The sequence below is a fragment of the Neorhizobium sp. T25_13 genome (assembly GCF_002968675.1).
Classification (GTDB): domain Bacteria; phylum Pseudomonadota; class Alphaproteobacteria; order Rhizobiales; family Rhizobiaceae; genus Neorhizobium; species Neorhizobium tomejilense.
In genome coordinates this window covers 41,277-54,681 of record NZ_PVBI01000020.1, presented here as the reverse complement: position 1 = coordinate 54,681, position 13,405 = coordinate 41,277, and the positions used below count along the sequence as shown (strand labels likewise).

Below are 13,405 nucleotides of genomic sequence, written 5' to 3'. Positions count from 1 at the left end.
CCCGATGATCGCCCCAACCGGACCGAACACACTGCCGAGCGCCGCACCCGCCGCCTGGAAAAGGATAGTGGCCATGGAAATACCTCATACACTGCAGTCACGCGAAATAGCTACTTTTCGCTCTCTATGATTGCATGTTAGATTAAAGTCGATTGAGGATTAAAAGCAGAATACGCCGCACCAGCAGGCGTGTCGGCGAAGATGGGCTCCGCCGACGTGGGCAGATGCCTTAGTTCTCAATCACGGAGGGGATGTTATGGGGCCACGGCCTTTTAGCGTCACGCTGATGGTGAAGAAAACCCGGACAGGCTGGTCAATAGCTGTCCGGGTCATATTCGCTAGATAGTAAAACGATGGGCGAGGTTACCGCCTCGCTCATCACTCCACCAATATAGACCATGCCGTCAAAAATGCAACCAGCTACGCAAGAATGCAATTTTTAGTTGATTTTTCTACTTGGAGGAGTGGAGGGTTGTGAATAATATGTGGGAACCGATAGACGCCCGCAACCCGTCGCCGCCACGATGGTACCAGCGCCGAACGCGTCACCGCCGATTGCTCATAGGCATGGATGAAATGCTGCGGCCCGGCCAATACCCCGGCATGTTTCGCCGGACAGTCCGGTCGCCAGCGGAACAGCAGGACATCTCCCCGCTCCGCTTCCGCCAGCGGCACAGCCGGCCCGAAGAGCCGCGCGGCCGCGTCCGCAAGCCGGTCTTCGCCGCTCCGCTCCGCCCAGTCCGGCGCATAGGCCGGCACCGTCTCCGGCTCCTCGCCGTAAAGCTCGCGCCAAATCCCGCGGATCAGCCCGATGCAATCGCAGCCGACGCCCCTCGTTGCGCCCTGATGCCGATAGGGCGTGCCGATCCATCCCTCGGCCAGTGCCACGACCCGCTCGCCTTGCCTGCTCATTGGAAGATCGGGCCCCCGTCATGGACCCGCTCCCCGTCGGCATAGGAATAGGCGAAATCGGCGCCCGGGACATGTGGAAAGCCGCGAAAATTCAGATGGTTCGCAAAGCGCCTCTTGCAGGTCGCAAACGACTTGTCGCAACCGGCGGTGACCGTGAACGTGTCGCCCGCCGCAACCGGCTCCTCCAGCGGCAACCAGAAAGTCAGCTCCACCGAACCGTCCGCGCTCTTTTCGTGCGCATCGACATCGACCGCCACGCCACCCGCAAACGTCAGCACGCCCTGCCGAAAGAAATCGCTCGCGAAACCGCCGAGGCCCGAGACGACAATCCGGCTGGCATCCTTCACCGCGATCACCGCCCCCTCGCCGCGCCACAGATCCAGGTCCACACCACAACGGGCATCCCCGAGGCTCGCATCGCAGCGCCGGTTATAGACGCGCCCCTGCGGCTGGCTCAGCCGATGCGCCAGACTGCGCAGTTCTGCGCGAAACTGCCCGCCGGCGCGGGAAACCTCGCCGATCTCCCGCACGTTCAAGAGCACATGCTGGTCCGGCGCCGCCCAGTTGACGAGAAACAGTTCCACCCGCGCACCGTCATACCTGCCGGTCGCCAGATCCTGCTCGCGGATCGCCGCATTCGAAAATCCGCCGGCCACCTCGTCGGCACCCGCCGAAAGCCCTGTTGCCGCTTCTGCCTCGCTTGCCGAAAAGCCACTCGCCGCCAGGAAGGTCGTGCCGCCGAATGTCAGGTCGTGGTCGTGCTCGGTAAATCCCAGCACCGCCCCGTCACGCCGCGTTACCCGCCATGCATGGCAGGTGGTCGTCGTCTCCTGCGCCAGATGTTCGGCCAGATCAGCCGGTACCGTTCTCATGCCAAAACCTCCGTCAGCGGAATGGTTGGAATATGCCCGGCATTGAAATGCGCGAGGTTGACATCGATCCGGTCCGTATCGAACCGCACCGGCACGTCGAATTCGTAACCCGCCCGCACCGCCGCCCCGACCGGCGGAACATGCCCGGCGGCAAAGGTGACGATCCCCGTTGCCGCATCGACGGACCAGACCTCCGTCGGTACTGCGACGCCGTCCACCGACACCACGATCGAGCCAGTGACCGGCTTGGCGATCCGCCTCGTCCAGCTCCCCGCGCCATCCGCATAGGTTTTGACGAGCTGGAATGCCGCGGTCTCCCCGTCGCCCGTGCCGATCGCCTGATCGGTCGCCGATACCGTCTCGCCCGGCGCGCAGGATTTCCCGTCGACCGGATCGCGGAACCGAAAGCCGTAAAGCTGCCCGCCCCGCGCCTCGAAAAATTCCAGCACCGCATAAAGATCGGCGAGCGACTTCACCCCCGAGCCGGCATCATAGCTGCGCCTTGAATCCCTCCAGCGCTGGTTACGCTGCTCGCGTCCGTTGGAAAGATTGACGATATCGGTGCGTCGCACCGGCCCGCCGGTTGCCCCGAGCGCCAGGCGCAACGGGAACCGAACCTCGTGAAAACCGCTCATCTCATCCTCGCAACATCATCGTCACAGGCCACGCCGACCGCGCGAAACACTGCGCGCCAGCATGGCGGAAATCTGCCCTTCGCTTTTCCGAAAGCTCGCGGCGTCGCTCGCCGTCACGTTGAAGACGATCTGCGGCGTTGCTCCGCCGGCCGCCGCAACGCCGAGCGCGCCGTCCGGCCCGCGTCTGAGCGGCAGGATCGCTTCCGCCCCCGCCTCGCCCATCAGGCCCATATCGCCGCCCATCGGAAAGAAGCTCGGGGAGCGCACGACACCACCGTCGGCAAATGGCGTCACCGATCCGACAAGCCCGCCGATCGCATTGCCCAGCATGTTTTCCAACGGCCTCAGGCCGGCGGCAAGCGCGATGTCCGAAAGCCGGTTGCCGAGCCCCTTGAGTACGTCCTCGAGCCCGCGGCCGCCTGTCGTCGCGGACCTGAGCGCCCCGGTCAGCGCCGCACCGAAGCGTTGCGAACGCACTTCGAGATCCGCCATCACGCCGGTCAGCGCCTCCGCGCCGGACAGGGTGCCCGCCAAACTATTGTCGTCTTCCATGGTGAACTCCCGTTTCGTCGCCGCGGCCCTAACTCACCGATCCGGAAACGCCCGCATCAGCGCGTCCAACCCCGCCTTCTCCATACCCGCGCCAGGTCCCCCCAGTCCGCCGGCCATGGCAGAAAACTCGACTGGCGTCAGCGCCCAGAAATCCCTCGGCGGAAGCCGCAGCAGGCAGAGGCCGGCATGCATCACCGCATCCCACGGGAACGGTCGCCTCGCCTCTTCGATCGCAGTTGTGGCGGAGAACCCACTCGAAGTTCCTCCTGCGACTGGCCCGATTCCCGCTGCGGCACTCAAGGGTTTGCCGCGGCCTCCCCGCCCGGCGCCCCAAACGTCGCCGCCAGCAGATCGCCGACAATCCGCGCGTAGCCTAAAATTCCGCCCTCGACGCTCATCGCCGCCACCTCGTCGTCGGAGAGCAGATTGCCGCCGCCCCTCAGGCCGGCACCGATCAGCCGGATCATGTCCGCCGCCTTCAGCCGCCCGGAGGAAAACCGGTCCGCCAGCCCGTTGAGGTCGCTGACGGAAAACGCAGTTTCCAGTTCCGCCAATGCGCCGAGCGTCAGGCAGAGAATGCGGCGCTCGCCGTCGATCACCGCCTCCACCTCGCCGCGCCTGCGGTTTGCGTGTCCGCCCGCCATCACAGCACTCCGAAGGTCAGGTTGCCGGCCGATTCCAGTGCCAGTTCAAAGCGGATCTCGCCATTGTGCTCGCCGGAATATTCGAGCGCCGTCACCTGAAACGGTCCGCTCAACGTGCCGAAGGCGGGGATCAGGATCTGCCAGGCCAGAATGCTGCCGGCAAAGAACGCAGCCCGTACCAGCGCGTCGCTTTCCTGGTCCTTGAAAATGCCGGCACCAGTCAGAGACGCGCGCTGCACACCGGCGCCCCCCAAGAGCTCGCGCCAGCGTCCGGCGCTTTCGGCATCGGTGATGTCGACGGTCTCGGCATTGAAGGCAAGCCGCTTCGAGCGCAACCCCGCCACCGTCAGGAACGCGCCGTCATTGTCGATCTTCGAGAGCAGGTCCTTGCCCTTCTGCGCCACCATGTGGAAGTCCTTTCCGCTGTTATCCGTTTGTCGCTTCCGCACCGTAAAAAGCGGTGCTAGAGCATCGGGCGCTCAACCATCCCTTTCGCGAATGCCTCCCGCCGCCATGCCCAAGATCCTCCCGCTGCGCTCGGCGCAGACGATCGCCGTGCTCGCCGTCACCCAGATCATCTCCTGGGGCACGACCTTCGACATGCTCGGGGTCATGGGCCGCATCGTCGCGCCGGAACTTGACCTCCCGAACGAGGTCGTGTTCTTCGGCCTGTCGGTCATGATGCTGGTCAGTGCGCTCGCCGGTCCCGCGACCGGGCGGCTGCTCGCCCGCCATGGCGCCGCAAAAGTCATGGCCGGCGCGTCCGTCATCTTCGCGATCGGCCTGCTGCTGCTCGCGAGCGCCCACGAGATCCTGGTCTACGGGCTCGCCTGGATCGTTATCGGCATCGGCGGTGCGCTCGGTCTGTCGGCGCCGGCCTATACGGCGGTCGTCGAGCGCGAGGGCCTGGACGGCAAGCGCATCATCGCCATCCTGATGCTGTTCACCGGGCTTTCGGCGACCATTTTCTGGCCGCTTCTGGCGCTGATGAACGATCTCGTCGGCTGGCGGATGACGTTCGTATTTTCAGCCATGCTGCAGCTCTTCATCTGCCTGCCGCTCTATCTGTTCGGTCTTCCCAAACCGATCGACCGCAGCGAGCAAACCCAAGCCACGGATACGGTCCCTGTCGATTTCACGCCGCCGGAACGTCGTCGCGCTTTTTTCCTGGTGGCGGCGGCAACGGCGATCAGTTCGTTCATCAGTTTCGGCCTGTCGCCCTCGCTGCTGGCCCTGCTGCAACAGGCCGGCGCCTCGCCGGCGCTTGCGCTACAGCTCGGCTCGGCGCGTGGCGCGATCGGCGTTTCGGCCCGCTTCGTCGACATGGCTCTCGGCAGACGCGGCAATGCGCTTCTGACTTCGCTCGTCGGCACCGGCCTGATCCTCTTCAGCTTCCTGCTCACCGCGACCGTCACGCCCTCCGCCCCGGTCCTGGTGGTCTTCATGCTGCTCTATAGCTTCGGCACCGGCGTGCTCGCAGTCGCCCGTGCACTCCTGCCGCTGTCGCTGTTCTCACCGCGCGAATTCGGCCTGCAATCGGCCCGCCTGTCGCTGCCGCAGAACCTTGCCACTGCCGCCGCCCCGGTCATCTTCACCGCCATCCTCGACCGCGCCGGCGTCACCGCGGCGCTGGTGACCGGCGCCGTGCTCTCGGCAATCTCGCTGGTATTGGTGCTGATGCTGGTGAGGTTGGTGCGGCGGGCGAATGCGCGGACGGCCGTTTAATCGCTGATTGACGCGATGATATCCTTGACCGGCAACAGCAAGGTCCGATCCAGCCCCTTGGCCTGGCGGAAACCGTATCTGAGGTAAAACCTTGTTGCCTCATCGTCGAGCGCATGAACCATCACTGCCCGGAACGCCACCACTTCGGAGGTCGCAACCACCGCCAGAAGAGCGTTCTTCAGTAGTTCGCCACCCAGCCCCTGCCCATGGTGCCGCCGATCCACGGCAAGCCGGGCCAGCAATGCCACCGGAATTTCGCCTGGCGCCTGATGGCCCTTGACCTGACGGGGCGCTTTTTCGCGCGAAATCATGCCGGCGCAAAGCGAGTGGTAACCGACCACCCGAAAATCGGCGTCCGCGATCACGAAGGTCCTTGTGTAACCCTGTGCCTGATTGTGAAGCGCCATCTCCTTCAGGAAAACATCGAGAACCGGTTTGCCGCTATCGAAATCTCCAAGGTGATGCTGTTCACTCAGCGGGGCCGGCTTGCGATACATGGTCTCAGTCGAGCCATTCCCGGTTCGACTTCAGCAGAGCCGAGAGCTTCTCATTGACCTGAGCAGGCTCGCCAAGCAGATCCTCGACGGCATCGAAGACAGTCGCGTCGACGCCAATGAAGCGCTGGTCCAGAAGCTCCTTCTGGGCCGTTGCAAAAGCCGCTTCGGTCATGAATGCGGTCAGCGATTTGCCGGAAATCTCGGCCGCGCGGGCAATCACCTCCCGCGTGCCGGCATCAATCCTCAAATTGATCGTTTCGCTTTTCCGAAGAGCTACCACTGCCATCACCCCAATGCACATACATTGTATATACATCTCCGGCGAAATATTCAATGATCAGGCTTTCATTATTCCGTCACCGCGCGAAACCGCATCTCCGCCAGATAGAACTTCGTCTTCGGCTCCCGCCGCGTCCTTGTGCCCACCTGCAGCAGGTTCACCAGCACCGCACCCTCCAGCGCCAGCGCCGCATCGTGCAGCAGGGCGTGCACCAGGCCGGCGATCTCCTGTGCCTGCCGCCGTCCCTCGCCATCCGACCAGATTTCCAGAACCAGAAGATGTTCCTCGCCGGCCTCGCTGGCGGTCGAAAAATTCCGTGTCTCCATCTCGCCGAACACCACGCAGGGCAGCTTTGCCCGCGGCAGCAGCCGGTCGCGGATGCCGTCCGTGCCGACGATCGCGGCCAGCGCCGCATCATTGGCAAGCGTCTGATGGATCGCCTGCAGAAGCGCGTTTCCCGCCGTCATCGGGTTTCCTCCTCGCATTGGCAGACGAGATAGCGCCGCGTCTCGTCTGGATCGTGCACCAGCTTCACCAGGAAGATCCGCGCGCCCTTGCGAAACCGCTGGCCGGCTGAAATGCCGTCGCGGAACCGTACCCAGATGCGGTGGCTGATGGTGCCGGCCTCTGCGGCCGCCTGTTCGGCTACCACGAACAAAACCGGCTCGATCCGTGCCCAGAGCGAGAGCGTCACCTCCCAGACCACCGTCGCGCCACCCTGCCCGTCCGGCACCGTCCGAGGCGCCTCGAGGTCGAGCCTTGCGGTCATCAACCCCGGATCGAAGAACAGGACCATCAGAGCCTCCGCATCCGGAAAGGCGCGATCAGCCGCTCGTAGCCGTCGGGGATGCCGGCCGGCTGGTTCTCGGACGAAACGACGCCGCGGAAGGCAAACATGTGGCCGATATGAATCGACATCGCCCGTTTCAGCGTGTCCGGCACATCGGTGCCCGCCTCGCCGAAACCGGCCGAAAAGTCGATCTCGATGCCGTTGACCGACCGGACCGGCGCCGGTGGGTGTCGCAGCCACAACCGCGCCGGCCGGCCCTTGCCGTCGAGCAGATGATCTTCCAGTGGAACTTCAAGCGCCGTCCCGTCAGCGTCGTAAACCGTAACGTTCTGAATCTCTTGCACCGGCGATCTCGAAATCCGGATCACCCCGTCCGCCGGCCAGCGGTCGAGATAGAGCCGCCAGGCTTGAGAGATCAGGCAAAGCCCCGTCTCCCGCTCCAGGTGTTCGCGGGCGGTGCTGATCAGCGAGGCCAGCAGCGCATCCTCATCGCTTCCATCGAGACGCAGATGCGCCTTCACCTCGGCAAGCGTCAGGGGCTCCGCGGAAGGCGGAGTGGTTTGGGCGTAGGTCATGGGGATCCTTGGAGAGCTTGGCCGACGCCGGCTCCGCATACTCCGTCATCCTCGGGCTCGACCCGAGGATCCAGGCCGAACCCGATGGGTATCAATGCGGAGAGGCGCCACGCTAGAAAGGCTGGATCCTCGGGTCGAGCCCGAGGATGACGGAGGCCGAATTATGCCGCCGCAAACTTCACTACCTTGATCGCCTCGAAATTCTGCACCCCGCCGCCGACGCGCTTGGTGATGTAGAAGAGCACATAGGGTTTCGCCGAATAGGGGTCGCGCAGGATGCGCACGCCCGCCCGGTCGACGACGAGATAACCGGAGCGGAAATCGCCGAACGCGATCGAGAGCGAATTTTCCGCCACGTCGGGCATCTCTTCGGCCTCGGCGATCGGAAAGCCCATCAGCGAGGCCGGTTGGCCGGCCGATACCGGCGGGTGCCAGAGATAGTTGCCGTCGCCGTCCTTGAACTTGCGGATGTCGCCCTGCGCCTTGCGGTTCATCATGAACGTGCCGTTCTGGCGATGGCCGGCCTTCAGCGCATAGATGACCTCGATCAGCGTGTCCGAAGGACCGGTCGATTTCCAGCCGCCCGCCACGCCGGTGGCGATATGGCCGATATTGCCCCAGCTCCAGGAGCCTTCCGCCACCGTCGGATAGGACAGAAATCCTTTCGGCTTGTTGGTGCCGTCGCCGCGGATGAAGGCGTCGCCCTCCTGCTCGGCAAACACGATGTCCACCTCGCCGGCAATCCAGGCTTCGATATCGACCGCCGAGTCGTCCAGCAGCGACTGCGTCGCGGCCGGCATGGCGTAGAGCTCCATGGTCGGGAAGGAGAGTTCGGTGAGCTGCGGCGTGTTGGTCTGCGGCCGCGCCGTGGTCTCGGCCACCCAGCCGGTCGAAAGGCCGGCCGCCGCGAACGGCTTCTTCAGCACGGCGGAGGACACGGTGCGCACGGTCGAGAGCGCCCGCATCGGCGAGACCGCCGAAATCCGCCGGCCGATTTCCGTGTCGGTTTCCGGCGGAACGAGATAACCGCCATCGGCTCCCGTCCCGGAAGAAAACGCCTTGGCCTCCAGCTCGCGCAGACCGTTTTCCTCGCCACGCCGCACATAGGCGTCGAAGGCCGCCTTGTGCTCCACGGCCTCGGCCGAAAGCTCCGAACCGCCGCGGCCGAGTTGCGGCCTGGCCTTCTTCAGCACCAGCTGGTCGAGCATCTTCTTCTGGTCGTCGACGGCGCGGTTGATGCGGTCCATCTTGTCGCGGGTCACGACATCGGCGGTCAGCTTCTGCTCGATCTCGCCGAGGCGCCGGTCGTTGACCTCCTTGAAGGCCTCGAACGCCTCCATGAATTCGTCGAAGGCCGCCGTCACCGTTTCCGGCATTCCCTTGACTTCGGGGGCTTTCACTTCGGGCGCCACGCTTGCCATCGTTCTCGCCTGCTCGGTCATATCGCTTTTCCTTTGAAGGTTGATTTCATCATCATCTTCGCCGCCCGCCGCATCTGGCGGACGAGTTCGGTTTCCCTGTCGCGGAAGAACCGCGCATGCTTGACGTTGGAGACCCGGGCCGATGGCAGCATCGGAAAGGTCACCACCGAGATTTCCCAAAGGTCTGCCTCGAGAATTTTGCGCACGCCCGTCTTGGCGTCGGTGCGGGCCTTGACCGTGCGGAACCCGATCGACAGCCCGTCGAGCGCGCCCGATTTCATCAGCGCCAGCACCTCGCGGGAGCGGGCGACGCCCGGCGACAGCATGCCCTCGACATACAGCCCGCGGGCATCCTCGCGGATCGTCCGCCAGGCGCCGATCGGCTCGGAAGGGTCGTGCTGATAGAGCATCCGCACCCCCATCGCCCCACGCTCGAAGAGGCAATTGCGAAAGGCGCCGCGCTCGATCGTATCCTTGCCGAGATCGACCTCGCCGAAGACGCTGGCATAACCGGAAAACACCCCGTCGCCGGTGAGCCCTGCGAGTTCCAGATTGGCAAATTTGCGCGCAGTCGGACGCGGCCCGCGATAAGCGTGCATTGGTATTCTCCTAGCGATTGAATTGGAGCCAGCCCCTCATCCGCCTGCCGGCACCTTCTCCCCGTTGTCACGGGGAGAAGGAACACGCGGTGACGCCCTGGCATGCCAACGGCGTCAGAGATGAGGGAAACGGGCGCGTCGTACTTCCTTCTCCCCGCATGCGGGGAGAAGGTGCCGGCAGGCGGATGAGGGGCTCCGGGCGAAGACCGAAGTTAAGCCCCGCCGCCCCGTCCCCCATATCTGACAGCGATCCTCGCCAGCGCGCCGAGCACCCACCAGGCACAAAGGCTGGCCGCCGCCGACCCCGTCAGCATCACTTCCGCGCCGGAAAGCTCTCCGCCGATCCCAAGTCGCTCCACCAGCCAAAGCCCGGTCGGGCCGCCGAAGATCATCCCGCAGCTCAGGCCCGTCAGAAACCGGCTCGCCGCCTCGCGGCGGCTCTTCGGCAGCAGATAGATCAGCGACACGCCGGCTCCCGCCGTGGCGCCCACCGCCTTGGCAGCCCAGATGCCGGCCAGGGCGCCCGGATCGTTTCCGAGATCAGCCATTTTTAATCTCTCTTGTTTATGATGCACGCATATGGACCAAACGGCGCTGCTGCCATGCACCAGCCGTTCCGCGCTCGACCCAGGGTCGGCGGATCCAGTTTCCATGAATGTTCAGAATCGCTTGGCGCTACCTGCTGCGAAGTTGAGTCCGGCACTTCGCAAGTTGAGTGAGTTCGAAGACCGATTCAGCAGACCTGCAGGAAGTGTGCCTCCTCGACGATTTCATTCGAAGTCGTCGTCTTCGTCCTTTTCGAGATCCGCTGGCCCCTGCCGCGCATGCATGATGGAGACAATCAGTATCCGATCCGCCTCGATGACATAGTCCAGATGATAGGGCGCCGATACGAAACGGCGAATTCCTTCGACCGGCGCCACAGCGGTCCCGACACGAGGATGATCCGCAATCAACCGTGCCGCCCTCTTGACCTGTTCCGAAAAGGCAATGGATGCCCGTCGGCTGAATTGGGCAAGATACGCCCTTTCCCGTTGGACGTAGCGTATCGCTTCTTCCGACAGGAACACCTTCATCAGGCGGCGTCCTCGCGGTTGAGACGGTCAAGCTCGGTGAAAAACTCCTCCGCCTCCACGAAGCGCCCGGCCTCGATATCCTCCCTGCCACGCTGGATGCTTAGGATTTCGCTTCCCTCTGCCATCAGATAATATTTCAGCGCACGGACGATCACCCAGGATCGGCTTCTGTCCGCTGTCTCAGCGATCTTCTCGATGTCCTCAAGGATGTCGAGCGGCAGGCGCAGCGTGATCGGGTCTGAAAGAACGGGCTTGGCCATCAGAGCCTCCATTTGTAATACGATGTATTACAATCTACACCCGTTGCTTACAGATTAATACCCCACTGCCTCGCGCTTCTCCTCGTCGCTCAGGAACGCCGCCGCCCCGACCCTCGCCCACAGCGCCTCGCGCTCGGCGGAAAGGCCGGCGATCCGGTCGAGGTCCGGTTCCAGCCGCAGCCTGTCCCCATAAGCTTCAGACAGCCAGGCAGAAAAGCTCGCCGCGGTGCGGGAGATCAGCGGCAGCACTGTGAGCCGGTAGAAGGCGCGGTTGGCCTCCTGGTAGTTGGCATAGGTGTTGTCGCCGGGAATGCCGATCAGCATCGGCGGCACACCGAAGGCGAGTGCGATGTCGCGTGCCGCGCCGTTCTTGGCCTCGATGAAATCCATGTCCTTCGGCGACAGACCCATCGCCTTCCAGTCGAGACCGCCTTCCAGCAGCAGCGGCCGGCCGGCATTGACGGCGCCGGAATAACCCGCCTCCAGCTCGTCCTTCAGCCGCTCGTACTGGTCGACGGACAAGTTGCCGCCATCCTTCGGCTGGTAGACCAGCGCGCCGGAAGGCCGTGCGGAATTGTCGAGCAGCGCCTTGTTCCAGCTTGCGGCCGCATTATGCAGGTCGAGTGCCGCACCCGCCGCCCCGAGGGGCGGAAAACCGCAATGGTCGTCGAGCGGATGAAACAGTTTCAGATGCAGCAGCGCGATGCCATCGCTCTCGGCCGGTAGCCGCCGCGTGGTGCCGCCGGCGCGATAGTCGTAGCCCGCCACCCAGCCGTCGCGGCCCTCGACCACGCTCACCCGGTCGGGCCGGAGCAGATGCAGTTCGCGCAAGTCCCCGCCGATCGACAGCGGCTCGACATAGGCATTGCCGGAAAGCGCAAGATGCCCGTAGAGCGCCTCGAAAAAGTCAGGCCCGCCCTGCCGGCCGTTCGGCCGCGCCAAGAGCGCCAGCGCCGGATGTTCGGCAAGCTCCGTCGCACCGTCATAGGCAAGCCACGGCACGGCTGCGGCGGCTTCGGCGATCATCCGCACCGCCCGATAGGCGACCGGGTTCTTCATGAACCCTGCCCGCGCCAGCGCCGCATAGGACCGCCCCGACCACTGCGCCGCTCCCTCGCCAGACACGATCGCGAAACCGGAGGCCATCTTGGTCTCGGCCCTTTGGATATCGGTTCCCTGGATTTCGGGCACGGTCTGTCGCCCACCCGTGGAAAACCACGGGCGCCGGAATGGAGATTTCATCGTGACTGTCCTTTTCGCTCGCGGGCGCCAGGGCCCGCTTCAGGGAAGCGGCAGGGGCGATTTCACCGCACTTTGACTGTCGAAATCGGCCGCAATGCGCATTTCGCGGATCGGGCGGACGATATCGATCGAGGCCTGATAGACCGGATGTGCCTTGTAGGCGGCCAGCGCCGCCGCATCCTCGAATTCGCCGTAGACCACCAGGTCGACCTCGTTGCCGAGCTGGTCGCTCTTCACGTTGGTGCCGATCTCCAGGGTCAGCGCATGCGGATTGCCGGTCAGCAGGGAAAGACCTGCCCGTACCCGTTCGATCTCGCCCGTTTGCGCCGTGAAAAATACGATATGGCGTATCATGGAACCTCCAGCAAAGCGGAGGCCTCGCTATCACGGGCTGCCATCGGCGACAATGCGGCCTATTGCGCGGCCTATTGCAGCGCTTCGGCGAACACCCGCGCATGCCGCGCCACCAGGTCCGCCCGGTCGTTGCCGTTGATGATTTTCCTGGCGCCCACCCACTCGGCTCGCCCCTGCCCGAAATAGTCGCCGAGCTTGCGGCCGGTGAAACTGCCGCGCCGCATGCCCTCGATCAGGATCGCCACCGAGACCGGCATTTCCATCGCCCGGCCCGGATCGGCCACCAGGTCGATACCGGTCACAGCGGACATCGCCTCGTAGTTCCGCCTGTGGGTGAGCTGCACCAGTCCGCGGCCGAGCCAGCTTTTTCCTTCCGCGTCCGGCCGCCAGTAGGGCGTCTTCACCGACCCGAGCCGGCCCGCGGCAAAAGCCTCGTCCAGCCGCGTGATCGCCGACCTGTCGCTGGCCGCCAGGGTTTCCCGGACGGGCTGCATGGTGGCGGCCGTCTCGTGAAAGGCGGTCGCCAGCACATAGGAAAGCGGCTGCGCCTCACCTTGGCCGTCTCTTTCCCGCCAAGCGTCGAGAATCGCCGTCATCCCCTCCACTTGGGCGGCGACGAGTCGGCCCTTGAAGAGCTTCGTCCGTACCAAATCAAAGAAAGTATGCCGGTTGTGAGCCATCTGGAGCCTACTCCCATACCGCGTCACAGGGTTTCAATCGGTTTAGAAAAACTAAATCGTTTTAAGCCCTTAGGCGGCAGTTTACTTTTTTCTAATGATGTGGAACCAACGGCTCTACACGACGTTCAGGTCCGCTTTCTAAACAACAGGAGATCATGATGATGCAGCAGCCCGCACCGGCCGCCCCTTCCAAGCCGATCCCGCAGCATGTCGTCGAGCGGATCGAATCCGAATGGAAGCAGATGCGCGAAAGCGCCCAGCCGAAGCCGGTTGCCCCGCGCTGATCATCAT

General features: G+C 64.1%; 22 protein-coding genes. 2 read left to right on the top strand and 20 right to left on the bottom strand.

The window, feature by feature from the left end:
* Window positions 1–420 precede the first annotated feature (420 nt).
* From C5J22_RS28555 to C5J22_RS28525, 7 genes are all read right to left on the bottom strand, one after another.
* The gene (locus C5J22_RS28555; RefSeq protein ID WP_105441004.1) at window positions 421–912 is read right to left on the bottom strand and encodes an NlpC/P60 family protein; all 492 of its coding nucleotides are present in this window, start codon (window positions 910–912) and stop codon (window positions 421–423) included.
* The gene (locus C5J22_RS28550; RefSeq protein WP_105441003.1) at window positions 909–1,784 is read right to left on the bottom strand and encodes a DUF2163 domain-containing protein; all 876 of its coding nucleotides are present in this window, start codon (window positions 1,782–1,784) and stop codon (window positions 909–911) included. Before C5J22_RS28550 ends, C5J22_RS28555 begins: the two co-directional genes overlap by 4 nt.
* Window positions 1,781–2,419, bottom strand: coding sequence for a DUF2460 domain-containing protein (locus C5J22_RS28545; protein ID WP_105441002.1), 639 nt, complete (start codon window positions 2,417–2,419; stop codon window positions 1,781–1,783). Before C5J22_RS28545 ends, C5J22_RS28550 begins: the two co-directional genes overlap by 4 nt.
* Window positions 2,420–2,440: 21 nt before the next feature.
* A complete protein-coding gene (locus C5J22_RS28540) occupies window positions 2,441–2,971 on the bottom strand; it encodes a phage tail tape measure protein (RefSeq protein ID WP_105441001.1) in 531 nt (176 codons plus the stop codon).
* 33 nt (window positions 2,972–3,004) lie between these two features.
* Entirely contained in the window at window positions 3,005–3,202 is a 198-nt protein-coding gene (locus tag C5J22_RS28535) for a rcc01693 family protein (protein ID WP_256386185.1), read from the bottom strand.
* 65 nt (window positions 3,203–3,267) lie between these two features.
* Window positions 3,268–3,615 (bottom strand): gene transfer agent family protein, encoded by a 348-nt coding sequence (locus tag C5J22_RS28530; protein ID WP_105440999.1) that lies wholly within the window; start codon window positions 3,613–3,615, stop codon window positions 3,268–3,270.
* Window positions 3,615–4,022 carry a phage major tail protein, TP901-1 family gene (locus C5J22_RS28525; RefSeq protein WP_105440998.1) on the bottom strand — a complete coding sequence of 136 codons (408 nt, stop codon included), beginning with the start codon at window positions 4,020–4,022 and terminating at the stop codon, window positions 3,615–3,617. The genes C5J22_RS28530 and C5J22_RS28525 overlap by 1 nt, the downstream gene beginning before the upstream one ends.
* A gap of 106 nt (window positions 4,023–4,128) precedes the next feature.
* Between C5J22_RS28525 and C5J22_RS28520 the strand changes: the two genes are divergently transcribed.
* Window positions 4,129–5,340 (top strand): MFS transporter, encoded by a 1,212-nt coding sequence (locus tag C5J22_RS28520; protein ID WP_245440573.1) that lies wholly within the window; start codon window positions 4,129–4,131, stop codon window positions 5,338–5,340.
* On the opposite strand, the gene C5J22_RS28515 is transcribed toward C5J22_RS28520, so the two are convergent.
* From C5J22_RS28515 to C5J22_RS28455, 13 genes are all read right to left on the bottom strand, one after another.
* Entirely contained in the window at window positions 5,337–5,837 is a 501-nt protein-coding gene (locus tag C5J22_RS28515; RefSeq protein ID WP_105440996.1) for a GNAT family N-acetyltransferase, read from the bottom strand. The two genes, C5J22_RS28520 and C5J22_RS28515, sit on opposite strands and share 4 nt — an antisense overlap.
* A 4-nt stretch (window positions 5,838–5,841) precedes the next feature.
* The gene (locus C5J22_RS28510; protein WP_205837236.1) at window positions 5,842–6,123 is read right to left on the bottom strand and encodes a DUF1778 domain-containing protein; all 282 of its coding nucleotides are present in this window, start codon (window positions 6,121–6,123) and stop codon (window positions 5,842–5,844) included.
* Window positions 6,124–6,185: 62 nt separating this feature from the next.
* A complete protein-coding gene (locus C5J22_RS28505) occupies window positions 6,186–6,584 on the bottom strand; it encodes a DUF3168 domain-containing protein (protein WP_105440994.1) in 399 nt (132 codons plus the stop codon).
* Window positions 6,581–6,913 (bottom strand): phage head closure protein, encoded by a 333-nt coding sequence (locus C5J22_RS28500; protein ID WP_371412679.1) that lies wholly within the window; start codon window positions 6,911–6,913, stop codon window positions 6,581–6,583. The genes C5J22_RS28505 and C5J22_RS28500 overlap by 4 nt, the downstream gene beginning before the upstream one ends.
* A complete protein-coding gene (locus tag C5J22_RS28495) occupies window positions 6,913–7,482 on the bottom strand; it encodes a head-tail connector protein (RefSeq protein ID WP_105440993.1) in 570 nt (189 codons plus the stop codon). Before C5J22_RS28495 ends, C5J22_RS28500 begins: the two co-directional genes overlap by 1 nt.
* 161 nt (window positions 7,483–7,643) lie before the next feature.
* Window positions 7,644–8,924 carry a phage major capsid protein gene (locus C5J22_RS28490; RefSeq protein WP_105440992.1) on the bottom strand — a complete coding sequence of 427 codons (1,281 nt, stop codon included), beginning with the start codon at window positions 8,922–8,924 and terminating at the stop codon, window positions 7,644–7,646.
* Window positions 8,921–9,502 carry an HK97 family phage prohead protease gene (locus C5J22_RS28485; RefSeq protein WP_105440991.1) on the bottom strand — a complete coding sequence of 194 codons (582 nt, stop codon included), beginning with the start codon at window positions 9,500–9,502 and terminating at the stop codon, window positions 8,921–8,923. Before C5J22_RS28485 ends, C5J22_RS28490 begins: the two co-directional genes overlap by 4 nt.
* A 212-nt stretch (window positions 9,503–9,714) precedes the next feature.
* Window positions 9,715–10,050 (bottom strand): DUF6107 family protein, encoded by a 336-nt coding sequence (locus C5J22_RS28480; protein WP_046668524.1) that lies wholly within the window; start codon window positions 10,048–10,050, stop codon window positions 9,715–9,717.
* A 222-nt stretch (window positions 10,051–10,272) separates the two neighbouring features.
* Window positions 10,273–10,578, bottom strand: a complete 306-nt coding sequence (locus tag C5J22_RS28475; protein WP_046668481.1) for a type II toxin-antitoxin system RelE/ParE family toxin — start codon at window positions 10,576–10,578, stop codon at window positions 10,273–10,275.
* Window positions 10,578–10,838 (bottom strand): CopG family ribbon-helix-helix protein, encoded by a 261-nt coding sequence (locus tag C5J22_RS28470; protein WP_038541274.1) that lies wholly within the window; start codon window positions 10,836–10,838, stop codon window positions 10,578–10,580. Before C5J22_RS28470 ends, C5J22_RS28475 begins: the two co-directional genes overlap by 1 nt.
* Window positions 10,839–10,892: 54 nt before the next feature.
* Window positions 10,893–12,080, bottom strand: a complete 1,188-nt coding sequence (locus C5J22_RS28465; protein ID WP_105440990.1) for a phage portal protein — start codon at window positions 12,078–12,080, stop codon at window positions 10,893–10,895.
* 39 nt (window positions 12,081–12,119) lie between these two features.
* Window positions 12,120–12,434 (bottom strand): Dabb family protein, encoded by a 315-nt coding sequence (locus tag C5J22_RS28460; protein ID WP_105440989.1) that lies wholly within the window; start codon window positions 12,432–12,434, stop codon window positions 12,120–12,122.
* Window positions 12,435–12,505: 71 nt separating this feature from the next.
* Window positions 12,506–13,114 (bottom strand): hypothetical protein, encoded by a 609-nt coding sequence (locus C5J22_RS28455; RefSeq protein ID WP_105440988.1) that lies wholly within the window; start codon window positions 13,112–13,114, stop codon window positions 12,506–12,508.
* Window positions 13,115–13,272: 158 nt separating this feature from the next.
* On the opposite strand from C5J22_RS28455, the gene C5J22_RS31965 reads away from it, so the two are divergent.
* Window positions 13,273–13,398 (top strand): hypothetical protein, encoded by a 126-nt coding sequence (locus tag C5J22_RS31965; RefSeq protein ID WP_256386184.1) that lies wholly within the window; start codon window positions 13,273–13,275, stop codon window positions 13,396–13,398.
* The last annotated feature ends 7 nt before the right edge of the window (window positions 13,399–13,405 follow it).